The organism is Duganella sp. Dugasp56 (assembly GCF_047304105.1).
GTDB lineage: Bacteria > Pseudomonadota > Gammaproteobacteria > Burkholderiales > Burkholderiaceae_D > Rugamonas > Rugamonas hordei.
In genome coordinates this window covers 56230-80239 of record NZ_JBGLYQ010000008.1, presented here as the reverse complement: position 1 = coordinate 80239, position 24010 = coordinate 56230, and the positions used below count along the sequence as shown (strand labels likewise).

Annotated in this window: 19 protein-coding genes and 1 tRNA gene; 11 read left to right on the top strand and 9 right to left on the bottom strand. The window is 58.3% G+C overall.

Features of this window, described 5'->3' with window-relative positions; all coding sequences use genetic code 11:
• Positions 1-23: 23 nt before the first annotated feature.
• Positions 24-932, top strand: coding sequence for a LysR family transcriptional regulator (locus ACCD07_RS07330; RefSeq protein WP_413446962.1), 909 nt, complete (start codon positions 24-26; stop codon positions 930-932).
• A gap of 15 nt (positions 933-947) precedes the next feature.
• Here the strand turns inward: ACCD07_RS07330 and ACCD07_RS07325 are convergent, their stop codons facing one another.
• Both ACCD07_RS07325 and ACCD07_RS07320 read right to left on the bottom strand, forming a co-directional pair.
• Positions 948-1364 (bottom strand): DoxX family protein, encoded by a 417-nt coding sequence (locus ACCD07_RS07325; protein WP_413446961.1) that lies wholly within the window; start codon positions 1362-1364, stop codon positions 948-950.
• A gap of 19 nt (positions 1365-1383) precedes the next feature.
• Positions 1384-2205 carry a pirin family protein gene (locus ACCD07_RS07320; protein ID WP_413446960.1) on the bottom strand — a complete coding sequence of 274 codons (822 nt, stop codon included), beginning with the start codon at positions 2203-2205 and terminating at the stop codon, positions 1384-1386.
• A 101-nt stretch (positions 2206-2306) separates the two neighbouring features.
• On the opposite strand from ACCD07_RS07320, the gene ACCD07_RS07315 reads away from it, so the two are divergent.
• From ACCD07_RS07315 to ACCD07_RS07305, 3 genes are all read left to right on the top strand, one after another.
• Positions 2307-3197 (top strand): LysR family transcriptional regulator, encoded by an 891-nt coding sequence (locus ACCD07_RS07315; protein ID WP_413446959.1) that lies wholly within the window; start codon positions 2307-2309, stop codon positions 3195-3197.
• A gap of 117 nt (positions 3198-3314) precedes the next feature.
• Positions 3315-3614, top strand: coding sequence for a hypothetical protein (locus ACCD07_RS07310; protein ID WP_413446958.1), 300 nt, complete (start codon positions 3315-3317; stop codon positions 3612-3614).
• A gap of 116 nt (positions 3615-3730) precedes the next feature.
• Positions 3731-4720, top strand: coding sequence for an SLAC1 anion channel family protein (locus ACCD07_RS07305; RefSeq protein ID WP_413446957.1), 990 nt, complete (start codon positions 3731-3733; stop codon positions 4718-4720).
• On the opposite strand, the gene ACCD07_RS07300 is transcribed toward ACCD07_RS07305, so the two are convergent.
• The 6 genes from ACCD07_RS07300 to ACCD07_RS07275 all read right to left on the bottom strand — a co-directional run bounded on the left by ACCD07_RS07300 (position 4712) and on the right by ACCD07_RS07275 (position 11948).
• On the bottom strand, positions 4712-5689 hold the full coding sequence (locus ACCD07_RS07300; RefSeq protein ID WP_413446956.1) for a GlxA family transcriptional regulator: 978 nt from the start codon (positions 5687-5689) through the stop codon (positions 4712-4714). The two genes, ACCD07_RS07305 and ACCD07_RS07300, sit on opposite strands and share 9 nt — an antisense overlap.
• Positions 5686-7032 carry a diguanylate cyclase domain-containing protein gene (locus tag ACCD07_RS07295; protein WP_413446955.1) on the bottom strand — a complete coding sequence of 449 codons (1347 nt, stop codon included), beginning with the start codon at positions 7030-7032 and terminating at the stop codon, positions 5686-5688. Before ACCD07_RS07295 ends, ACCD07_RS07300 begins: the two co-directional genes overlap by 4 nt.
• 122 nt (positions 7033-7154) lie before the next feature.
• Positions 7155-7229: transfer RNA gene (locus tag ACCD07_RS07290), tRNA-OTHER, on the bottom strand.
• A gap of 368 nt (positions 7230-7597) precedes the next feature.
• Entirely contained in the window at positions 7598-9586 is a 1989-nt protein-coding gene (locus ACCD07_RS07285; RefSeq protein ID WP_413446954.1) for a UvrD-helicase domain-containing protein, read from the bottom strand.
• 1 nt (position 9587) lies between these two features.
• Complete coding sequence (locus tag ACCD07_RS07280; protein ID WP_413446953.1) at positions 9588-11336, bottom strand: ATP-dependent nuclease; 1749 nt, start codon at positions 11334-11336, stop codon at positions 9588-9590.
• 366 nt (positions 11337-11702) lie between these two features.
• Positions 11703-11948 carry a helix-turn-helix domain-containing protein gene (locus tag ACCD07_RS07275; protein WP_413446952.1) on the bottom strand — a complete coding sequence of 82 codons (246 nt, stop codon included), beginning with the start codon at positions 11946-11948 and terminating at the stop codon, positions 11703-11705.
• 187 nt (positions 11949-12135) lie between these two features.
• On the opposite strand from ACCD07_RS07275, the gene ACCD07_RS07270 reads away from it, so the two are divergent.
• From ACCD07_RS07270 to ACCD07_RS07240, 7 genes are all read left to right on the top strand, one after another.
• On the top strand, positions 12136-12513 hold the full coding sequence (locus ACCD07_RS07270; protein WP_413446951.1) for a hypothetical protein: 378 nt from the start codon (positions 12136-12138) through the stop codon (positions 12511-12513).
• Between the two features lie 104 nt (positions 12514-12617).
• On the top strand, positions 12618-13040 hold the full coding sequence (locus tag ACCD07_RS07265) for a hypothetical protein (protein ID WP_413446950.1): 423 nt from the start codon (positions 12618-12620) through the stop codon (positions 13038-13040).
• 66 nt (positions 13041-13106) lie between these two features.
• Complete coding sequence (locus ACCD07_RS07260) at positions 13107-13667, top strand: HAD domain-containing protein (protein WP_413446949.1); 561 nt, start codon at positions 13107-13109, stop codon at positions 13665-13667.
• Between the two features lie 1264 nt (positions 13668-14931).
• Positions 14932-16344 (top strand): hypothetical protein, encoded by a 1413-nt coding sequence (locus ACCD07_RS07255; protein ID WP_413446948.1) that lies wholly within the window; start codon positions 14932-14934, stop codon positions 16342-16344.
• Complete coding sequence (locus ACCD07_RS07250; protein WP_413446947.1) at positions 16341-18215, top strand: hypothetical protein; 1875 nt, start codon at positions 16341-16343, stop codon at positions 18213-18215. Before ACCD07_RS07255 ends, ACCD07_RS07250 begins: the two co-directional genes overlap by 4 nt.
• A complete protein-coding gene (locus ACCD07_RS07245; protein ID WP_413446946.1) occupies positions 18208-21876 on the top strand; it encodes a DEAD/DEAH box helicase in 3669 nt (1222 codons plus the stop codon). Before ACCD07_RS07250 ends, ACCD07_RS07245 begins: the two co-directional genes overlap by 8 nt.
• 884 nt (positions 21877-22760) lie before the next feature.
• Positions 22761-23237, top strand: coding sequence for a hypothetical protein (locus tag ACCD07_RS07240; protein WP_413446945.1), 477 nt, complete (start codon positions 22761-22763; stop codon positions 23235-23237).
• Between the two features lie 173 nt (positions 23238-23410).
• Here the strand turns inward: ACCD07_RS07240 and ACCD07_RS07235 are convergent, their stop codons facing one another.
• The gene (locus ACCD07_RS07235) at positions 23411-23824 is read right to left on the bottom strand and encodes an SOS response-associated peptidase family protein (protein ID WP_413446944.1); all 414 of its coding nucleotides are present in this window, start codon (positions 23822-23824) and stop codon (positions 23411-23413) included.
• Positions 23825-24010 lie beyond the last annotated feature (186 nt).

Sequence of the window (24010 nt, the reverse complement as noted above, 5' to 3'; positions counted from 1 at the left end):
CTTCCATAATTTGATAGAGTCAGATGAGCCGTCTTGAATCCATGTCCGTCCTGGTCGCCGTCGTTGACGCGGGCAGTCTGTCGGCCGCGGCGCGTCGCCTCGGCATGCCGCTGGCGACGGTCAGCCGCAAGGTGGCGGAACTGGAATCCCATTTGAAGACGCGTTTGCTTCACCGCACGACGCGGCAGCTGTCGCTGACGGAAGCCGGCACCTCCTATGTGGCCGCGTGCCGGCGCATACTCGAGGAAATCGGCGAGGCCGAGCGCGCCGCGACGGGGGAATATGCGGTGCCCAAAGGCGAGCTGGTGGTCACGGTGCCGGTGGTGTTCGGGCGTCTGCACGTGGTGCCGGTGGTGGCGGAGTTTCTCGCGCAGTATCCGGAGATCGACGTCAATCTGGTGCTGACGGACCGTGTGGTGCATCTGATGGACGAAGCGGCCGACGTCGCGGTCCGCATCGGCGAGCTACCCGACAGCACCTTTGTCGCGACGGGCGTGGGCGCGGTGCGCCGGGTTGTCTGCGCCAGCCCGGCCTATCTGGCAACGCATGGCGTGCCGGCCAAGCCGCGCGACCTTGCCGGCCATGAGTGCATCACCTTCGAAGTGCTTGCATCCAAGCGTGCCTGGGTGTTCGGGGCGGGCAAGTCGGAGTTGGCTGTGCCCGTGCATTCGCGGCTTGCCGTCAATACGGCGGAGGCGGCGATCGCGGCGTCGATGCTGGGCGTCGGACTGGTGCGCGTGCTGTCCTATCAGGTGGCGGACGCCCTGCGCGACGGTGCGCTGCGCGTTGTGCTTGACGGGTTCGAGTCGGCGCCGTTACCCATCAGTCTGGTGCACAAAGGACAGGCGCCGCTGCCATTGAAATTGCGCGCCTTCCTGGATTTCGTCGCGCCGCGCCTGCGCAGCCGCGCGCAACTTTTTACGGCTGCGTGAGTGCCGCGCCTTGGCTTATGCCGGTTTGCGGCCGGTGCTGACGGCGCCGCGGTTGTCGATGCTGTACGCGCCGGCGCCGAAGGCCACCACTTGCAGCAGGCCACCGGCCATCGCGAAGTTTTTCAGCAGGTGGATCATCTGGTTCTGGTCGCCGACCGCATGGTGGAAGGCCAGGCCGGTGACGATGGAGAAGCCGGCCAGCACGGCGGCCACCAGACGGGTTTTGTAGCCGACGGCCAGCAGCAGGCCGCCGCCCAGTTCCACGACGATGGCGATGGCCAGGCCCAGCGTGGCGAACGGCAGGCCGGACGACGCGATGTAGCCTATCGTTGCCGCCGGCGCCATCAGCTTGCCGAAGCCGCTGAGCACGAAGATGGCGGCCAGCAGGATGCGGCCGATGACCGGGACGACGGTGGTGTTGGTGGTGTTCATGGCATTTCCTTTCAATGGATTAAATTAAGTTTGCTGAGCGCAGTTGCTTGCCGATGCGCTGGATTTCGTTTTCGCCCTGCGCCAGCGCGGCTACGCTGGTGTGTACCGAGTAATAGCCCGTGACCAGATCGTAGGGATGCTTGACGGCCGATCCGAGCACGAATTCCGTCGCGCCTTCCGCGACGAAGCTTATCTCCGCCTGGCCCTCTTCAAACACCGCCACTTCGCGGCCGATCACTGTGCCGGCGGCATGCAGCGCGCCGTTGCCGACCGATACCCAGGCCACGTCATGGCCGGCGGGCGGCGTGTAGGTCCAGCGCTGGCCATCGTCCAGCTTCACGTGCAGGTAGTTGATCGACGCGCGCGGCTTGATCGGGCTGACTACGCCGTCGTAGCGGCCGATGATGACGCGCGCCGGGCCGGCTTGCGGCACCTGCGGCGCCGCCAGGTACTGGCTGTGCGACGGACCGTTTTCATCCTCGGCCGGCAGGGCCAGCCACAGCTGGAACCCATGCACGCCCTGGCCTTCGACCGGGCCGCCGTCGTGCCAGACGCCGTTGCCCGCCGCCATCCACTCGACGCCGCCTGTCTGCAGCACACCTTCGCTGCCGGTCGTTTCGCTGTACTGGATGGCGCCGTCCATGATGACGGTGACCGTGGCGATGCCCGAATGCGGATGCATGCCCATCTTGCCGCCGCGGCCGGCCTCCATCTGGAAGCGGTCGAGGAAGACGAAAGGCTTGATCAGCTGGCCGACGTCGCCGGGGCTGACCAGCCGGGTAATGCCGCCGCGCCGGTTGCCGGCGGTGCGGTGGGCCAGTTGTCGTTGTCCTTGGTTCATTGCTTGCTCCTTGTTTGTCAGTGCATGGTGCTATGTTAGGCTGGGCCTATGTATCTTGGAAGCCTATATAATTAGATATATAGCATCCAGGGAGTAGATACATGCTTGACGCCATGTCGATGGACCAGCTGCGCACCTTTATCGCCGCCGCTGACGAAGGAAGTTTTTCCGCAGCGGGCCGCAAGCTGCGCCGGGCGCAGTCGGTGGTCAGCACCACGCTGGCGAACCTGGAGCAGCAGGTCGGGTTTGCGTTGTTCGAGCGCACCGGGCGCTATCCGCAGCTGACCGAGGCGGGCAGGGCATTGCTGGAGCAGGCCAGGGAGGCTGCCAACAGCATGGACGCCTTCAAGGCCAAGGCGCGCACGCTGGCCGAAGGGCTGGAACCGGAACTGGCGGTCGCCGTCGACGTGATGTTCCCGATCGAGACGCTGACGGCCGCCGTGCAGGCGTTTCACCAAGCCTTCCCGGCGACGCCGCTGCGGCTGTATGTCGAAGCGCTGGGCGCCGTGGTGCAGCCTCTGCTGGATGGCAACTGCCGGGTGGCGATCATCGGCTCGCTGCCGGAAATTCCACCCGGCTGCGTCTCCGAATTCCTGCTCAGCGTGGCGGCGGTGGCGGTGGTGGCGCCCGGCCACGCGCTGACGCTGGCGCGGCAACCGATAGCGCAAGCCGAGACCGCGCGGCATGTGCAGCTGGTGCTGACCGACCGCTCGACCTTGACGGCCGGCCGCAACTTCGGCGTGATGTCATCGCAGACATGGCGGCTGGCCGACCTGGGCGCCAAGCACGCCTTCCTGCGCGCCGGCCTGGGCTGGGGCTACATGCCGCTGCATATGGTGGAGGAGGATCTGCGCACCGGCAAGCTGGTGCGCATCGAAGTGCAGATGCACGCCGGACAGGCGCCGGGCTTCTCCATGCATGCGATTCACATGAAGGATCATCCGCCGGGCCCGGCCGGCAGGTGGTTCGTCAACCGGCTCAAGCTGACTTAACCGTAAGGTTGAACGTGCAAAAAAAACAGGCTGTCATTTCGACGCGTGATAATCCGCGTACATTTCGGGTGCTTTGCTCACGTATAGTTAGATATTTAATATCATGCCCTCGAAAATATGACCAAGCAAAATGAAAGCAACCATGCCTTCTTTGAAGTCGAGACCCTGACCTCTCTGGCTGTTGCCGATGAAATCCGGGCTTGCCTGGCGACTGCCGGGGCGCACGCCGCGCTCATCCGTCTCGGCGAGGTAACCGACAACAACCTGCTCAGTTTGACGCAATCCCAACGGCTGCTGGATCTGATCGCCGGCGGATACCGGCTTGAGAGCCTGGCCCAGGAGTTCAAGGCCGAGTGGTGGCAACGCGATGGATGGAGTGGCGTTCTGAAGCGCTTCGGGCAAAAGCATCTCGCTTAGCGTTTTTTGGGACAACACAGAGCGCTTTGGGGTCAGGCAGGCACCGGGGTGCTCACGGATAGCCATTGCTCCGGCAGAATGCAACGCACTAGTTTGCATAACCCACTGGAGCCGTCATGGAATCTGCCCAATCAAGCCGCGATATTGCGCCGCGCACACCGCTGTCTGTTCAATATTTACCCGTTAGCCTGTTCGGCTCGGTGATGAGCCTGGCCGGGCTCGCACTGGCCTGGCGGCTTGCCAGCAAGGCCTATGGCACCGACATCGCCGTGTCAAACGCGATCGGCCTTGTGGCGGTAGCGGTGTTCATCGTGCTTGCCGGATCGTATCTGCGCAAGCTGTTCAAGCATCCCGATGTCGTCCGGAAGGAGTTTGCGCATCCGGTCGTTGGCAGCTTCTTCGGCACCATCGGCATCAGCATCCTGTTGCTGTCGAGTGTGTTTAGCAGTTATAGCGATTTTGCCCAGCTGCTGGTCTGGAGCGTCGGCACGGTGGTTGTGCTGGCGCTGAGCGTGATCATGATTTCGCGTCTGCTCAATGGCAACGCCGATCCCAGGAGCGCTGTCCCTGCCTGGTTGATCGCAGGCGTCGGTAGCCTTGATATCGTGGTGACGGGCGGCGCGCTGACGGCGGAATGGACGCATGAAGTCAATTTGCTGGCGGCCGGCATCGGCAGCGTGAGCGCGCTGGTTTTCTTCATCCTGATTTTCTCCAGGCTGGTTCACCACGAGCCGATGGCTGCCGGCATGCGTCCCTCCAAGATGATCCTGGTGGCGCCGTTCTCGGTCGGCTTTCTGGCGTATGTCCACATGGTGCACAAAGTGGATATGTTTGCGGCTCTGCTGTTCTACTTCGGGCTGTTCCTGTTCTCGATTATCTTTTATCGCCTGCTCACCAGGCCAACGCCGTTTTCACCGTCGTGGTGGGGGATAGGCTTCCCGATGGCCGCGCTGTCCAACGCCGCCCTAGTGTACTCCGGCGCCGTTGGCGGCAGGGGGCTGGCATTGATCGCCGTGCTGCTGCTGGCCTTGCTGACGGTGGTCATCGTCGTCCTGGCCTTGCGCACGCTGCATGCGCTGGCCAAGGGGCACCTGCTGTCAGCCTAGCGCGGGTGCCGCATCGTTTGCACGGTGGCGTTCTCGGTACAGTTTGGGCGTGGTGCTCAGCTGGCGCGAAAAAATCATGCGCATCTGCGTCGCGGTGTGAAAGCCGCAGCGGAACGCCACGGTCTTCAGCGGCACATCGGTTTCTTCCAGCAGCTTGCGGGCGAAATCGATGCGCAGCTGCTCGACAAACACCGATGGCGTCACGTGGGCATGCTTGGCGAACGCGCGCGAGAAGGTGCGCCGGCTGACGCCCACGGCATCGGCGATGTCTTCGATGGTCAGCGTATCGCTGATGTGGTCGGTGACATACTTCAACACCCTGGCGACCAGCGAGTTCTCGTCGGGGCCGACCGCCAGGTAGGGGCTGTACTGCGACTGGCCGCCGTCGCGGCGGATGTAGACGATCAGTCGCTTCGCCACCTTGACCGCGAGCTCGTGGCCCCAGTCCTCGGCCACCAGCGACAGGCACAGGTCGATGCCGGCGGTGACGCCGCCGCAGGTGAACAGATTGCCGTCCCGGACGAATATCTTGTCGGGCCGGACGGTCGAGTCGGGGAACTGTTTCGACAGCCGCTCCGCGTGATCCCAATGGGTGGTGATCTCGCGGCCCGCCAGCAGCCCGGCGTGCGCCAGCAGGAACACGCCGTTGCACACGGCGCCGAACCTGCTGGCGCCTTGCGCGCGCTGGTTCAGCCAGTTCAGGAAGGCGGGGGCAGGGCGGTATTCCGGCAGTCGCGGGCCGCCGGCCACCAGCAGCAGGTCGCTCTCGGCGTGAAAATCCGGATACGCGCAATGGACCCTGAATTCCAGTCCGCTTGAACACCTGACGCTGCCCGGGCGTTCTCCGACCAGCGTCACCACGTAATGGTCTTTCTTCGGCAACAGCAGGTTCGCCTCGGCGAAGACATCCAGCGGGCCGGCCACATCCAGGGCCTGCACGTCGTCAAAAACCACCAGGGTCAGCCTCATTCCGCATGTTCCGTCTGTAATTTGTTTTTGTACATGGACTGATCGGCATGACGCAACAGCTGCTGCACGTCGGCGCCATGCTCCGGATAGTGGGCAACGCCGATGCTCGCGGTAATGGACAGACTGCGGCCGTCGGCCAGCAGTACCGGCGCCGCCAGCGCCTGGTGGATTTTTTCCTTGATGTGCAGTGCGTCCCCGGACACCAGCACCTCTTCCAGAATGATGACAAATTCGTCGCCGCCGAGGCGGGCCACGGTGTCGGCTTCCCGCACGCAGCGCTTCAGGCGTTGCGCCACTTCGCGCAACAGCAGGTCGCCGCTGGCGTGGCCATAGTGGTCGTTAATCTGCTTGAACTTGTTCAGGTCGATGAACAGCAGCGATAGCTGGTCCTTGTGGCGCTGCGCCCGCGCCAGGGCCATGACCAGCCGGTCGTGAAACAGGCGGCGATTGGGCAGCTGGGTCAGTTCGTCGTGTTGCGCCATGTGGCGCAGCCTGGTATGCAACTGCTTGCGGTGGATCGCCGTCGCCACCTGTTTGGAGACGAACATCAGCAAGTCCTGGTCCTGGTCGGTATAGCCGGTCCTGCTTTGTTCGCCGCCGCTTTGCAGCAGCAACACGCCGATCAGGTCGTGGCTGGTGGCGAGCGGCGCACCGATCCAGCAGTCGGTTTCCAGGCCGGCGGCTGCCTGCAGTGCCGGCGACAGCAACGGCAGGGTGGCCGGCGTCACCAGCACCGGCAAGCCACTGCGCAGCACTTCTTCTCCCAGCAGGTGCGCCAACGGTTGCGGGGGCAGGGCGCCGCTGGTGCTGGCATGATAGGCGAACTGCAAGGACTGGTCGTGCTCTCCGCACAGTGCGACGCCAAACACGGGGGCCGGCAACAACGCGCCGATGATCTGGTGGATGCGCTGGAACAGGGCGGGCAGGTCATCGCTGGCATGGGCTGCCTCGGAGATCGCATACAGCGCGGCTTGCATGGCGTCGGTCCGCTTGTTGGCCGTGATGTCGCGCGCCACGGCGACGCGCAGCTGGTCGGCCTCGGACCAGCGCGCCGACCACATGATGTGGACGATTTGGCCATCCTTGCGGATGTAGCGGTTTTCAAAGCGGGAATTCGGATGGCCATCCATGATGGAGCGCGCCGCGGCAAGCGTGCGCTCCCGATCGGCCGGCGCGACCAGGTCGATCATCTCCATGCCGATCATTTCCTGCTGGGTGTAGCCGAAGATGCGCTCGCCGGCGGCGCTGACAAACACAAAGCGGCCTTGGGGATCAACCATGCAGACGGCGTCCATCAGCAAGTCGGCGAAATGCGCGATCGTGGAAGTGAAAGGCTTTTTCATATGGGATGATTTTAGTCCCAATTGTCCAGGGCGAGGTGCAATGCAAGTAGTTGTCACGAAATGTTAACAACTTTGGGTGCCCGGATTCTGCAAGGATCGGCTTGGCGGGAAGGGGGAAGTCCTGGTCGGGGTGAGAGGATTCGAACCTCCGGCCTCTGCGTCCCGAACGACAATTTTATGATCTATACCGTACCCCGGTTGCGGGTGATTCATTATAAATCAAAGACTTACAAGTATAGTTTTTTTCTTTTGGGAAATTAAAAAGGGTGGCGAAAAGAGAAAACTGCCACTGATTTGGCACTGTTTTTTGAACCGGTTGATCCGCCACAGATTTGCCATTGGCAACGTTAAAAACCCTGTGACTCGATTTTCAGGGCCGGAAGATGTTTCGGCAAATGAGGTTCTATGGATTCAAAGGATGTGAAGCAAATCCAGCCTAGACGCGGATGAATCCGCGGTTCTGAAGCGATAGCTACAGGATTGCCAAGAGAATAAAGAGCCTACGCAACCGGCACCAACCGATTTCTCTCGTATTTTTTTATTGCATCATTGTGCCGGACGTAAGTCAGTAAGCTCGGACGATTTCCCACTCGTTTCTATCTAACTCTGCCTCGATTTTCTCAAACCTCGCTTCGTGTACTGCGAGGCAGAGCAGGTGGGTCGGCCGGGAGAACCCGACGTAGACCATCTTGGCAGACTGCTTGATCAGACCGTGTGTCGCGGCTTCGAGAGTGCCGCCCTTTAGCTGTACTGCCAGGCGTTCGGATTCGAAGTTTCCTCCCTGCCCCCTCTCGTAGTAGGTTTCCATGTACAGGGTCGCCGTGTGCGTTTCCCCTTTTACGCCATGAACGGTCGAGACGTCGATGGAAAATCCGTCGCATTGCAATACGTTGGTGGGTCCTTTTAGCGCTATCTCAGGCGCGGCCGCTGCGACTACCGGGGCTGAAACGAACGCGGCGCTGTGCTTGACGGCGCTATCGAACTGGAGGAGAAATTCCGGCAGGTGCGCCCTAAATTCCTTGAGCGCGGCCGTCTTTTGTCCGCGTACCACGTCCATGCACCACCCGAATAGCTTGGCCTGAAACAGCGGCAGGTAATCCGGCCTCGACTCTTTAAGGAACCCGAACAGATGCCGTCTCGAAAACGGTGCACCGGTGGTGTCTGAGACATTTTCCTCCCGCAATATCCTGAGCAGCGCATTGCAGAGGTTTCTCTCAACTGGAGACAAGTTGCGGTCCCGGTCGTCATGGTCAAAGTAGCTTTCCAGCGATGCATGGTCCGCCTTGGTCTTCGAATCCGTTCTGGAGTAGGTCGGAAAGTAGTTACAGAGCCTCAGTTTCCCGTCCTCGCGTTTCGCTACCCATCCTACAGCCTTGTACTTGTTGCGCGGGTCTGCCGGCATTGAGCCGTCGTCAATAAGCGACTTCACCAAGGCAGCGAACTTCGGAATTACCGAGGCTTCTTTATCTGCGGCGAAAACGATCATGTGCGGTTTAATGGCGATCCCTTTGCCGCCGGCACCCTTTGCCTTGCCGTCGATTCGCAACGGGCTCACAGCGAAGCGGCTGACCAAGGAGGCTACTGCCTGGCTGAGTCGGTGGCTGCCGTTCAAGCGCAAGACGACCGCCCTGTCAGTCCAGAACTGGCCCGCTTCGGCCCGTCCGTCATAAATCGACTGGTTCTTGTCGCCGATTCGTTGGTATACCGCCCGGCTCGCGCCCCCGTCGAAGAAGACATCTTCGAGAATGCCGTATTGATGCGGCCTCATGTCTTGCATCTCGTCAACGAACACCATAGCGAACCGGTTCTGGAGCAGCAATTTGACGCAGGGGTGTTTGTGGACGAATGCGTCCGCCAGGAAGTACGCGTCGTCGAAGCAGAGGTATCCGGCCTTTAGGATTCTCGTCTTGAAGGTCGATACCCACGACTGGACCCTTTCCTTTTCCGCCTCGCTCCAGTCCTCATAGTTCTGCTTGGCGGTCCTGCCCAGCGGCCGCTTGAAGTCGATCTTCTTTCCGCGTATTCCGTTAGTGAGGCTGGCGCTTCCGTCGGCAAACGACCAGCGGATTTCCTTCCTGTTCAGCCTTAAGAAGTAGAGAGCGTTCTTGTTCTCCTGTCTGCTGAACTTGGCAAGGGCAGGGGGCGGGCGCGAGAACCTCTGGTTGTAGATGTCGTCGTCGATCCTTACGGGAGCATGCTTGTACTGGCTGACGAAGAACGGGACGGCCAGGAACTCGTCGACGAAGCTTTGGATGGTTCCGACAAAATTTGGGTACCTGAATAGCTTCGTGCAGTGAAGGCCAATCCGCTTTCTGATTTCGTCCATTGCCGCATTCGTGTGCGATATCACCAGGATGCCGGAGCCGTCCACGAAAGGCATGTGGCGGTCCAGGATAAGAAGCTTGGCGAGCAGTGCGGTGGTCTTACCGCTGCCGGGAACCGCCTGCAGGTCGAGCGTGTCGAGGTTCCTTATGAATTGCCTCCGCTCTTCGTCGAACGACTCTCCCGGGGCAAGCAGGACATTCTCTGCAAAGGCGATATCCGCCTCCGTCACTTCAATCTCCGCAGGCATATCCGATGGCTTTCAAGAGGTAATCTATGCTCTCGTCTTCAGTGAGTTTCGTTCCGTCTACCTTTTTGTCGGCGATGGCCTGCGCTAACCGGCTAGCGATCTCGGTCTTCGCGAGTGACCGGTCCTTCAGCTTCCTCGCAAGCGTCCCATCGAAGTCGCTCCAATCCGTCCGGGTGTGGACGGCTTTGGTGATTTCTGCGAACTTCGCCTTGAACACGACTGACTGGGAGAGGCAATATTCAAGCGTCCAGTGCGGCGCAATGAACGCGCGTACACATTGGCCGTCGAAATTGTTTCCCTTGGCTTTCCGGGCTTCTATCAGCCTGGCCTTGTCGCCGGGCGTGCTTCCGTCCTCCTCGTCGATTGGGATGTCCACGTCCGTCACGACGGCGACCGGCTTCTTGAAATGGGGCTCGCTCTTCCGCTTAAAGATATTTGCGTACCGGGTGAAAGCCAGGCTTTGGACGTTGATGATCGCAACACCTTTCTCGGTAAGGTTGTACCCGGCAAGCTTCGCGAGTTCCGGCAAGATGAGTTCTTCGGACCAGCCTTCCACGAGGACTAGCCCTTTCGCGAAGAAAAGGTTTGCCTTCGTCACATCAAGGAATCGCTGTAGGAATTCGTAATCGCCGTCGTCCAGTTGCGTGTATTGCTCCCCGAGTGGGAACGCGTTCGTCCCATGGCAGACGATCAGGTTCTTGAGTTCTAGCTTCGAGCCTATGTTAGGGCTGTGCGTGGTCAGAATCAGTTGTACACCGCTTTGCTTCTGGAAGGTATCGATGGCTTGCATTTGCGCCTGAGGATGCAGGTGCGCCTCCAGTTCTTCCACCAGGCCAAGGCGTAATCCCGCCCAGTTCTTCTTGTTCAGGTGCAGCAGTTCTGACGCCATGAAAAGCCGGTTGAGGGTCCCCAGTCCTGGACCGACTTCGCCCTCGATTGAAAGCTCCAGCTTTTCCAGGAGGCTCTTCAGTTGCCCCCTTTCGGTCACTGCTAGGCCCGTGCTCTTTGATGGTTCGTACAGCGAGCGGATGTAAGTGTCGATTCCACTTTTCAGGTCCTTGCCCCGCTGGTCTTCGATTTCGTTCCCTTCGGTGTCCTTGCCATCGAAATAATTTTCGATGGAACCGTTGAATTCCTTCAGGTGCTTGATGAGCCGGTGGTCGTCCCCACGGCCCTTGAACGCCTCGTGCCCTATCAGAATCTGCGATAGCCGCGAGTTCTTTCTGGCGATCAGTTCTTCCTTCGCGTCCCTCAGCGGCTTGAGGTAAGTGACTTTCAGGTATTCTTTGGCCTCCGGGCTGAGGGCCCTGCCGTCGGCGTCCGCGCCTGCTCGCACTTCATAGGGTTGCACCTGGTTCGAAACTGGATTCCGCTGGATGTCCAGGATCAGGCGCAACGCGGGAAGGACCGCCTCTCCTGCTGGTTCCCATGAAAGGAATTCCGTGAAGTTCTTGCCTTCGTCCGGTTCGATGCCGCGCAGGGTTAACTCGATTCTCAGCCTGTATTGCCCTAGGTGGAAATCGTCCCCGTCTACCCGTATCCAATCGTAGCTGTGGGTTTTCAATACGTGCCGGATGGAGTCGATGATCGCGGATTTTCCGGAGTCGTTTTCACCGATCAGCACGTTGAGGCCCGGATTGAAGCTGAGGTCAAGATTCGGCGCGTCCATGAGGAGCGGTGCGTCGCTGCCGAACTTTCTGAAGTTCCACAGTTTCAGGTTGGATAGATACATGTTGGACTTTGTTCTGGTTATTATTTGAAAGTCACGAGATTAGAGAGCCGAGCTTGCCTAGATGTTGTCGAGCGATTCTTCGGAACCTGACTCGCATGATGACTGCGCCGTCGGAACGTCCGCTTAGTGATCTACAACGTAGCCAGGTTGCGGGTAATCCATTATAAATCTACGACTTACAAATATAGAATTTTTCGTTGTAGAAGTGGAAACGCGGGCAAAGAGAAAACTGCTACGGATTTTGGCACACGGTTTTTTGAACCGTCGCTATTGGCACCTTGCCGCAGTTGGGCGTGGTGAACTCGCACGACGACGATATGAGTACTAGGGGCGCGAACATCGCGGGTTGCAGGTTAGCAAAGCTAGCTAGGCGTCACCGGAATTTGAGTCGCTCAAGATGTGTTCCGCCTCTGACACCAGTTCTGCGGCAGAGCAGTTCAACGCTCGGGCGAGCTTCAGCATGGTTTGGAACGTGGCCTGCTTGTGGCCATTTTCCATCCAACTGATGAACACGCGCTCAAGCCCAGCTTCCAAGGCAAGGTTCTCTTGAGTCATGCCGGCAGCTAGCCGCCGCGCGCGAATGGCCTTTCCGAATCCAGCTGCAGGTTCCACACACTCTCCTTGATGAACGGTGAGGGTATGGAAGACCAGTAGCCAAGTCTTTATACTATGGTATACAATTGAAAAATTGCTGACTGGCAATTTCGCCTCTGTCGGGCACCCAGTTTTGACGTTGTGATGGGTACGCCAGCGGCGCCAGTTGGGATGACCTCTTGAAGCCAACAATATGAAGGTTCCGATGGCACATTACGAAATCGATATTAGTGAATTTGATCCTCTCACAAAGGGTGTACTGAACGCTGCCTTGATGCACGCACGCCAGCACCGTGAGACGAGAACTCATACGTTGCAATTGCAAGACTTTTATCAGCTCGCAGGTTTAACCGGCGAGGTCTACGTCGATAACTTTATGGGGCTCGTTTGCGAAGTGATGAAGGCAGTGGTGTGCTCTCCAGACTATGAGGAGGGAAGCCTGCGTTGTTGGCCAGTTTTCGACAGCATCATGGTTACAAAAAACAGGTTTGAGTTTGTAGTTAATCCGAATGGATTGGACGCTGTGGAATTCCCCTTGCGACCCGATCAGGTAAAAGCAATGATGGGGGCTGCCCCCAACTAAGCAATCAATCACAATCCAAGCTGACTATTACAGACAGCGGTCCGAAAAATTCCCGCTAGTTCGACGCAGGGGACTTTGATTAACAAAATTTGAAACCTTAAAAGATGAAGATCCTTGCTTTTATAACTCTTTTATTCATATCCTTTTCATGCGCCGCTTGCGAGTTCGAAACTGTAGACGATGCCATCGTTCGGAGTGTGGTTAAACCCCGAGGAGGTTATCCGATCTCTGAACAGCAATGCCGCCTCCTGAGTGGAAATGGCCTTGCACTATCAGTCGCTGGGGCTTATGGCGTAATGGAGGGTGTTTCTATCGGTTGGGCAAAAATCACGTTGATGGATTTTAAAACTCATGCGACATCTACTGTTTACCAAGTCGCGACCAATTTGAATACACGTAATGCTAGTAAAGATGCAGCAGAAAAATTACTTTACGACTCAATTACCAAAGCACTGGGCGAATTTGACTTCGAGGGTGCTGTGGTTGAAATTAATGGTTACCGCACTAAGATGAAACCCGCGCGGTAATTCTTTGCTATCGCCGTCCTTCGACCCATCTCGCCGTAGTCAAAAGATGATGAACTTGGAGTTCAGATGAGAGAGTCAAATCACAAGTGTAATACCGGTGAATTTCCGGTATGCGTGGCGTACTTGGATTTCGATGGAGTACTACACGATGATGACGTTGTCTGGTCTCGTAAGCAGGGCATACACATGCGTACGCCAGGTCGATTTCTATTTGAATGGTCGCATGTCTTAGAAGAGCTTCTGCGACCCCATCCAGAAGTTAAAATCGTTCTCTCAACCAGTTGGGTCCGAGTGAAGAGCTTTGATTTCTCTAAGAAACAGCTTACCCCAGAGCTGCAAAGTCGAGTCATCGGTGCGACTTTCCACCGCGGTCAAATGAGCAAGTTCGAATTCGATAATCAACCCCGCGGCGCGCAGATTTTTTCTGATGTGATGCGTCGTCTTCCAGCAGTATGGTTCGCTATCGACAACGACGATGAGGCCTGGCCAGCTCATTCTCGCCAACATTTGATAAAAACGGATGATCGTCTTGGCTTGAGTGACCTCAAAGTTCAAGCAGCGGTACGCGAGCGCTTGGAAGCGCTTGCAATTGAACTCAGAGTTCGGAGAGAAGCTAACGATGTCTGAGCAAATCGAACATAGCTGCGTGCCCGATGACTTTCCTCGGCAGCTAGTGCTCGGCGCTGTCTCCGGCGCCGCCCCAAAGCTTCTCTTGATCCGTACTGCGAGCGGTGGATACGCGGCACCAACTCAATCTGCGGAAGAGCGGGAGCACCGTTGGCAGAAATGCGAGGTGTTAGCCGGCAAGGTGGCGCGAGCAGCCGTGCGCAGTAAAGCTGAAAAATGCTCGCACATGACCGAAGAGTCCATCTTGGAACTCTACATACCACGCATGCAAACCACGTTCCACGCAAGCTGTGATGAGTCGGTTTGGATAGTTCGAAGGGCTGCATTAATTCTCGGCTGGCCTCTCCCCAAGTCAACATAGAAAAATGGCGCTCGCACTCGACGCCATGGCCTTTAGACCGGGGGCGAACCGGCAGCTGCTGCCCTTCGGATCATGCGCGAAGCCAACAGATCGGTGCGGCCCTAGGGGGTACTCAGAGCGGCCATCTTAGTGCAAGCTAACCCGGTGCGCCGCGTGCGAACGGCGCGATGGGGCCCCACGCGTCGGTAGCAGCGCACAGCGAGGTGGTGGTGGCTGTGGTGCAGCCCCACCCTGGCAATGTCCCACAATCGCGCCTAGTATTTATTTTTCTTCTGTGTCAATGGTAAATTCAACGGCTATTTCGTTGCTGATAAGAAAAAGAAGATCAATGACCACTTCTTTTTGCGTTTAAATCTAGTTGGAGGCGTCGCACCAGCGTATTTGGGAAGCGCGTACGGTTAGCGTTGGGGCAACTTTTTAAGGTGAGATTTTTCTGGTACTCGATATTCGTCATCTCTGAACACCCGAGGGACTTCGGCGTTTAGTAACCAAGTAATCCCTAGTGTTTAGTCGGAAAATCGTAGACCAGAATGAAATAGCAAAGATCAGCACGCGGCGGGGAATACTTTCTGTCTCAATAACAACTCCTACCATGCCGACCGATGGCCGGCGCCACGTCGGGTGAAGAATCCTACTTGCAGGCATGAACTGCGGACACCGTCCGCTCTGGTCGTGATCATGCTGCTCGCCGTAGTGATAACTGGGTGGTCGTTTTCATCCGAAGTCGCCAGGAAGGGGCATGTGGCATCGAGTAGCTCTCTGATCGCTGCCTACCGACGCTGCGGCTAACGCTCCGCTTGCGGATTATTTCTCTGCTGGTTTCAGTCAATGTGTATTTTTGGTTTACGGGTACTATTTCCACATGGAATTTGATAGGATGACAACTCCATTGATTTAGCTCAGATGCTGCAAGATATGAATCTCAAAGCGCTTTTTACCGAATATGACGACAGCATTGCCGGCGACATCAATCTTGACCCGCTAGGTTTATTGACAATCTGGTCTGGATACGGCCAGAAAATATTCAAAAACCGCATCAGCTCTATTTCGAATGACGTCCGGAGCTATACGCTGAACCTGTTCCACCATCACGTCATCCGCAACCTGATCCGGGATGACTCGCTCATCTTGTCGGCCGGAGTGACGAAAGCCTATCCGGGGGGGAAGGACAGTCTTGCGTTCAAGCAGGCGTGTTTGATTCACTTGGAAAACCTGTTCGTCTTCGCCCATTTACAAAACGAGCGCACGGGCATGAAATGGACTCCTCAGGCCGTCGTTGGCGGCTTGTTTGGTGCCAGCAAGGCGCGTCGCCGCATGGGGACAGGAGATGACGTCACGCTGCAATTTTCCGGGTCAAAAGAAGCTCAATTGCTGGTGCGCCAGCTGTTATTGGGGGTAAGCGGGCGATATAAGACGCCGATGATAGCCATGGGATTTTTCGACCGGCTCTACAATGATGGCGATGCGCGCGCCACAGCAATGTGGGCCGACGCCAGGCAATTCATTGACGGCCAGAAGCCGTTGCGCGGCTTGGCAGAGTCGCTGCTGACACACTTCAAGCACCTGTTGGCGGTGGACCAAAAGGTCCCCACAATTGAATTCTCCGCCGTTAATATCAAGCTCAAGAAAGGCTATGTACAGGCCTTCGCAAGCGCCGAAGTGGTGGGCAGCTATGCGCGCGACTACTGGCTTGGCGTCACCGAACTAGACCGGGGCGCCGCCGGCGCGATCCTGAACGTGATTGACGGCGACATCGCTCATGGGCGCAAAGTGGTCGCCAGCAGTGTATTCGTCCGGGCTCTAGCGCTGCGGTGGCAGGCAGACGCGGCGGCAGACCGTTTGCAGCTGGAACATGTGCTGGCAATCGAGCCCTTCCTGACCAACCTGGATTTGCTGTTCGGCCTGATTTTGGCCAAGCAAAGCCACAACCTGGACGATGTGGCGGCAGCGTGGGGGCGCTACGGCCGCAGCGCCGTGACGTTGCCGGCCCAGGCTGCTGCAATCAAGGAGGATACGACTCTGTGCTCCGTGCTGGCGGGCACGGGCCGCAGCCGATTGACGCGCTTGGTCGCACTAGCCGGTTGTGGCTCGCTAGCAGAGCAGGTGACGCTACTGCTTGCCTATCACAAGGACGTGATGTCGTCGCGCGGCCAAGCGCCATGGCTGGCGTTAGAGGCGGATACCTGCATCAAAGTTTTCGTGCGCCGCCCGGCCCAACCCGCCGTCGAGAAGCGTACTGCGGCCTATTGGTCGAACCAATATTACATTGCGCAGTTCGCCAACTTGGTGCGCGGCTTCCGGGGAGTGCAGGCATGAAGCTGATGAATGAATTGAAACGGAATTTGGCCCAGTTGGGACCGTTGAAACGCGTGTGGCTGACCTCGTTCAACCTGAGCATCGAATTTGTCGAAACCCATTTGCTACCTGCGTTGCTGGGCGACAGCAAGCCACCGGTCGGCCGCATGGACTTCGAGACTCTGCAGATGGAACTGCTGGAACAGCGCATCGATGTCCGCATCTTTGCCGACAAGCGGATGATCCACCGTTCCGACCGGAAGCGGACAGCCATCGAAGTACATGCCATCACGCCGCGCCAGCTGAAAAAATTCAACTTCAGCGCCGACAGCCTGTTCCACCCGAAGGTCATCTATCTGGAGGACGAGGATGGCCGCGCGGTGCTGGGGACAGGCAGCGCTAACTTGACGGTTAGCGGTTGGGGCCGCAACCAGGAGGCGATGTTGTTTCGCAAGGTTGCGACGCAAGCCCAGTCCGAACAGATTAAGGCTTTCTTCAAGCCATTGCTGGAGGTTTCCCAAAACGGCATGCCGCGCTGGACCGGCAAGAAATATTGGGGTACGGACGAGTCGTGGGAGTTCGTGCATAGCCTGGCGGGCCGGCCATTCCTCGAACGCTTGCTGCCTGCCGATGTCGCCGTGCGCAAGTTGACGGTCTGGTCGCCGTATTTTTCCGGCGACCTTGCCGGTTTCCTGGATAAGCTGCGCAGCACGCGCAACCAACCCGGCCTGACGGTACAGATCGTCCCCGATCTGCTGGACGGCCGCGTCCGCACCAGCTGGCGGGACGCGATAGAACTGCAACTGCAGTCCGGTCGGCTCAGCTTCCACCCCAATCAGGTCGAACGCCATCCGAACTCGGAAATGTGCCACGCCAAGATTTGGGTGACTGCCACGCAGATGGCGGTGGGCTCCTGGAATTGCACTGGGCCGGGCAGCAATATCCTGGTGCCCGGCCCGGACGGGTTCAGCGACAACAACATCGAAGCCGGCATGCTGCTGGGCCAGGCGTCCAGCCTGGGCGGGCTTATTGGCGAAGCGTGGGATATGTCGCGCTCGAATTTTTCCACCCAGGAGCAGCTTGACGAGCAAAAATTGGATGTGCCGGAGGAGCTGCCTTTCGATATTGCGGTGGACTTCGATTGGAGGGAGCAGGTCTACACGGCGCACATCGACTGGATCGATAACAAGCGGGAAGGCTATACGCTGACGCTGCCCGATGTAGCGGCCCCGCAGCCGGTAGCGCCACTGAAGCGCCTGCCGCTTCAGATTGCCGTGACCAATCCCAAGCATCTGCTGTCCAACCATTATTTCGTCGTGCGCGACGGCGCTAACGAGGTCTACCAAGGCATCATCAACCAGACTTGCCTGGAGCAACGGCGCGCCGAAGGCTATGCATCTCTGGATGAGCTACTGGACAGCCGCATCCCCAACCGGCAGGGAAACTGCGGCGATGGCGACACCGTGCTGCGCGGCGAGAACAGCGACATCGATAGCGACGCCGATCCCTTGTCTCCGCCGGCGACGGTTCATTCGTCGAGCTACTTTCGCCTGTTCCGGGCGATGGAAACCTTTGCCGGGGAAATCGAGAACGCAAAGTCACCAGATCAGCTGGAGCGCAATATATTCGTCCGGCCCGGCTGCCTGGCCGAGTTGCGCGAGAAGATAGTCCAGCGCGCGGAGGCCAGCGAGGCCAGCACCGTGTACCAATGGTTTTTGGTGCGGGAGTATCGCCGCTTGGTCCAAGCAGCCCGGAAAAAATACCGCCAACTGTTGCAGGTGAAGGCGGTCGGACCACGCTGGGATGGTTTGGCCCTGTCAGCTGGTCCGGCGCCGCGCGGTGCCGATCCACGTTACATCGAGATGATCATCAAGGATGGCGCGTATGCGTAAATGGGGAATGCTGACGCCGCAGACGGTATCGGACTATATCAATTTCGACGGTGGCGACCGGCAGTGGACTTACCGCGCAGCCGATGTATCGATGGCGGCGCGCCAAGCCGAAGGCGTGGCCTACCTATGGAATACGCTAGCCGCGCAGGACGTAGCCCTGCTGGCCGATGAAGTCGGCATGGGCAAGACCTATCAGGCGCTAGGTGTCATCGCCATGCTGTGGCAGGCCAAGCCGGACGCGCGTATCTTGATCATGGCCCCGAACCGAGACATCTGTCGTCATTGGAAGCGAGAATACAAGGCATTCCTGCAACAGCACTACCGTGAACAGGATCACATCGTGCGAAACGGCGCCGACGGTGGTCCTGTGAATGCAATGGCATTCTGCACCAATCTGCCTGCGTTGGTGGAGGAAGTGAAGCAGGGTTGGGGCCGGGTATTCCTGACCACCATTCACTCGCTCAGTGGCTTGCTCAAGGGCGATACAGGCAACAACAAGAGCGCCAAGGCCGCCTCGATAGCGCGCGACCTTCGCCTCAAATTGCGGGAGCTGCTGGACGAGCAGGGCTTTGACCTGCTGATCATCGACGAGGCGCATTCACTACGTAACGTACACGGCGGTTCGCAGCGGGTAGAGGCAGCACGCGCGTTCTTCGGCAAAGGAGAAACGCCGCTCGCCCGGAAGGCCTTGCTGTTGACGGCGACACCAAGTCATTCCGGCTTGCATGATGTAGCAAATATCCTAGGCTACTTCAAGAACGTCGAACCCAGCCTTCCGGCGCAGGAACTGCTGCAGCAGCATGCGCTGCGGCGCCTGCGTCTGATGCGAGGGGCAAACGGCGTTCATCACAACAAATTCGCGTACCGGCATGAGCAAGCGATGCCTGCCCGTTTCGGCGAAGACGCCAATGCAGAACTGTTCTTCGCCATGTACCAGAAGGAGCTGGCCTGCGATCCGGACATACACAGCGGCACACGGCGCCCCATGTACGGCTACCTGGAAGGATTCGAGTCAGTCGGCGCGGACCTGAAGGACAGCAATGGGGGCGGTACCGATGACCCGCTGGAAGAAGTTCGCACTGAGGACTTCAGGCAAGCGGCCGATACGCAACTGCTGCGCATGCTGTCGGAGCGCTACTACAGCGTGTTCAAGGCATTCCCGCCCCATCCAAAATATGGAGCGTTGGTCGAGCGCGTGGTCAACCCGAACCTGTTCACTTCTGCGAAGACCGAGCTGCACCTCGACAAACACCTAGTGTTTGTGCGTCGCATCCCCTCGGTGCGCGAGCTGACGCAGCGCGTAAATCGGGCGTACGACGACGTATTCCTGCCCAAGATATGCGAAGCATTGGGTGTGTCGCCGGACAGTCGCCTAGTGCAGAAATGGAAGGATGACAACTGGAGTCGCGCCGGCTTTGTGCAATTGTGCGCGCAGTTAGACGATGGCGATGGCGACAGCTCTGAAGATGAGGCTGGACTTGATGTGCATGAGAGCGATGGCGGGAGCGCGGATGATGATTCCAGCTTGAATTCAAAAATCGCGCAGCTGTTTGTCGTCAAGAAGGACCTGAAGCGGGGCTCAACCGACGTGGCGCGTACCGACTGCTCCAATGTACGTCAGCGCTTCCGCAAGCCGGAGTCGTTGTTTGCTGTGTTCTTGGAGCCAGCGTCGGACTATGCGGACGGCCACTACGAGTGGTATTGGAAAGGCAAGGCTGATCTGAAGGACAATTTTTTGGCGCCGGCCCGCGAGCAACGCTTCAGCCGCTTCGATGCGGTACGGCGGCAGGCGGCTATGGGCCGCAGCGACGACGGCGCTGCCGCCAAGTACGACGGCGCGGTGCACACCGCCTGGGGCCTGGTCTACCAGTATCTGAGCGTCGATGAGCGGGACAAGCTCACAAGATGGCACACCGAGGACATCGGTATCTTGGAGAATTTCGGCAACTACCTGAATGCCGGTTTCCTGTTTGCTAGTCCGGTGATGATAGAGCTGTACTGCTGGTACAAATGCAGCGCGCGCGCGACCCGCGGGGCGGGCAACGTACAGCGCCGCTATGCCGCGTTTGTGGATTATGCCCGCCAGCGCATGGCCGGCTCGCTTCTACTGCGCTATTTCCGCGATGCGCTGACCAGCTTCGACAGCCTCTGCGGGAAAATCACCGACCATGATCTGGGCGACTGGAAGAACGACTGGCGCACGCTGACCGGCTTGCAGGACCCGGCATGGTTCGCCAGCGGGCAGTCAGGCAATCGCCAGCGCCTGATCCTGGGCTTCAACAGCCCGTTCTTCCCGAACGTGCTGATTGCCACGTCGGTGTTCCAGGAAGGCGTCAATCTGCACCTGCAGTGCCGCCAGGTGCATCACTACGGGATCGCCTGGACGCCCGGCGACAACGAGCAACGTGTGGGGCGAGTGGATCGCCTGTTCGGTTGCGTCAACCGCCAGTTGCTCGCGGGTGGCGATGGGCATCTGGGGATAGGTTTCCCTTACCTAGAAGGCTCGTTCGACGAGGACCAAGTGGCGTCGTTCGTGTACAAGAAGCGGCGTGTGGAGCAGCAGATGGACAACTGCGTGCACGGCGAATTCGACCGGGTCATCGATACCGAGGTAAAGGCGGTGGATTGGAAGGCAGCTCTACGCCTGCCGCACCTGAACGCCAATGCTGACCCGTATCCCGCCAAGTTTCCCGATGGCCTGCCTAACTGGAATCCAGGTCCGGCATTCGCCATGCGTAGTGGACGTTCGCTGCGCGATGAACTGGCGTCCCGCGTCGAAGACGCGCTGGAAGGGCATGATCTGTATCGTCCCGAGGTAGGCGGTAGCCACGGCAACGCCTTATTCCTGGCCGATCCGATACTGGCAGCCCTCGGCGGCGTGCGGCGCCAGCCCATCCTGATCAGCAAACAGTTCTCCACCCGGTTTTCCGGCCTAGCTGGGGCCACTGCTTACCACTTGAACTTCCAGACGCCGCTGGCAACGCGGGCTAGGCTGGCGCAGGCCGGACATGAGAAGCTGAGCGCGGCGTTTCATACGCTGGAGGCCGACTATCCGATGGTAAGGCTAGCTCTGAATGTCGATGAACCGAATAGCTGGTTCTACCTGCATATGAAAACCGACTTGCCGGTGCTGATAGAGGACGGCGCCATCGACATGCTGTCAGCTGAAGAAATCGGAATCGCCTTCCAGCAGCTGCGCGATTGTTCGGACCAGCTGGAGCAGATGGTCTTCGGCGCCGATCAAGACCTGAGCAAGGACGACCTAGCGATCAGCGGCACGCTGGCGGCGCGGGATGCTAGGCCGGTAGCAGCTGCGCGGCCTCGCCGTAAGTACACGCTGTCCGCAGGCGATGGACGCTGGCAAACCATGTTGCCGCAATCGGTGCGTACACGCTGCCTGAAGGTGACGCTGCCGCGCGAACAGTTTGTACTGCGCTTCCCGCTGGACCGGCGGGAAAATGGCAAAAGCAAGGGGGCCAGCGAAGAGCAACGAATGGATGCACACCTGCTGCAGCTGAACCATCGGCAGCCATTCCTAAAGTTCGCGCGCCACGCCAGAGGGATCAGCATTTCGCTACCATTCCCGACGGTCGACGCGCAGCAGCGCGAAGTTACACTGTTGGAAGCTTGGTTTGATACCGTCGTGGGTGATACCATTTAAGGAGCTGAGCATAAACGGATACACCGAGTAGGGTGCTGGCACGCCTGACTATAAGTCGATCAGCTGGAAGATACACTACGTGGTGGAGACCATGCGACGCTGCAGGAGGGCGTGCCGATTACCTCGTCAAGATGCTTTCCACACTTGCAAACGAAATCTGAAAAGTATCGTTCGCAGATGCTCTGCAAAGCGCCCTGGGCAATACCGCTACTGAGTAGCATTAAGTGGCACACGTGAAGAATTGACATCGCCGCAATGTGCTCCGGCTCAAATGCCATCCCCTCAGTAGGCACTCGCGCGGCGTAGCAGGTACGACATCTGAGCTCCGCCAGCTACCTCGGGGTAATCTGCGCCTTAAAGGGCAGGTCGGCACGTTTGTGCTCTGCTAGTTACCCCGGAGTAATCGGTGCCTTGAACTACTTGTCGTCACCTATGCGCTCTGCCAGTTACCCCGGGGTAATCGGCGCCTTGAAGGGCAAGTCGAGACTTTAGAGCTCCGCCATTTGCCCCGGAGTAATCGGATGCTTGGGAGGACAGGTCGAGACATCCGAGCTCCGTCAGTTACCCCGGGGTAATCGGGGACTAGCGAGGACAGGGCGATGCCTCTACAACCGGCCAGTTACCCTAGGTAGACAAGCTGCCGTTTCTTAATCGCCAGATGTCCTCAAATTTTTGCTTTCGACTGATCAAGTGGGCGTGTTACCGACGGCAGCGGTGCGGCAACTTGTTTCCTTATGGAAAATAATGTACTATGGCAACATGAGCTTTTGTTCTGACGCTTCGCTGAAGCTAATGGCAAGCTGAATGAGCTGCTCTCTGAGCAAGCTTATAGCTAAGTCTGATTGAATATTTAAATTGGTAAAGGCCCGCGTTACGCTGGCCTTTTGAACCTTTTTATCAAAATTCTTTCAGAAATGGCCCGCAATATCATGAGCAATACTGTCAAAACTCCGAAATTTATCGTCATCCAAGGTGGGAAATCTTCGGGGCAGCCCGAGTCGGTCGAACCTGCCGTCAACCATTTCCACTCATCGGATAATTCGCCCTCCGCATTGGAGTCGAACCGATTGCGGCGCGCGATTCTCAGCTTGCGTGTCGCTGAGGTCGGCGAAACTGTCGAAGATATCTTGGACGAAATTAGCGATAAGCTTGACACCGGTGAAGACTACGACTTCTCAAGGGGTATCTTCATCAAGGATCAGCTGGAGGTTTACGGCCTTCGGTTCTGCTTGGCTCGACCAGAGATGAATTTGGTTCGGGAAGGTTATTTGATGCTCTGCTGGCCTGATCGTTTGCTTCGGAAGTATCCGGAATTGGCCGAGCTCCACCCACTCGCGCATCAATCACTTACGCTCGGTTAGCGTGTCGATGGATTTACCGTAGGGGGAATGACTGAGTCTGGCGTAGCGGCATCGCTGCGTAGTGGCCCAGTCGCTCGCCACTGCATCCCATTCTCTTCCGGCAAGCACGGCATCAAAGCGACCGGTAAATATCGAATTTCGATGCCCATTTTTTCTTCGCGAGTGAGGGTGCTTTAGAAAAGGTCCGTCTGCGTTGGCGTTGCTACAGACATAGATTTCGCTGATTCCGAATCGTGCTGCACCTTCGGGGCTGAGTTGATTTTCGGTGCCGGATAGGCATTCAACTCTTCCGAGCGCCATAGTTCAATCAACGCCCTGGCAAATTCTGGATTTTTTGAGCTTAGCCAATCGTCGTAGTGCTCTGGTCGCAGGATCGCCACGCCTCGCTTCTCTTCGTTCGGCCGATGAAACCTGCGCAGCAGCGGGTGGTCATCTGCGTTCAGCGTAAAGTGAGTGAAGCTGTTCGATATGGTGCCATCCGCCTCTTCCCAGGTCCGCCACATCCCGGGTAGTCCGATTGGCGTTTCGTCGGCAAGTTCCAGCGCCCAGCGTTCGTGCAGACCGGTTTCCCAGTTTGGTTCGAACACCTTTACCCTCTCAATCTGGGGCGGCTCACCACTTAAGACTTGGCGAACCTATGTGGACGCGACTTGCATCTTAGATGCAGCGAGGCGTGCGCAGAAGCAGCTCATCGGCTTGGGGGCCAGAGCGGTCGTCGCCGGTCCCTCTATTCCTGCAGGCAAAATGGTATGCTGTTCAGAACGTCCAGCCTT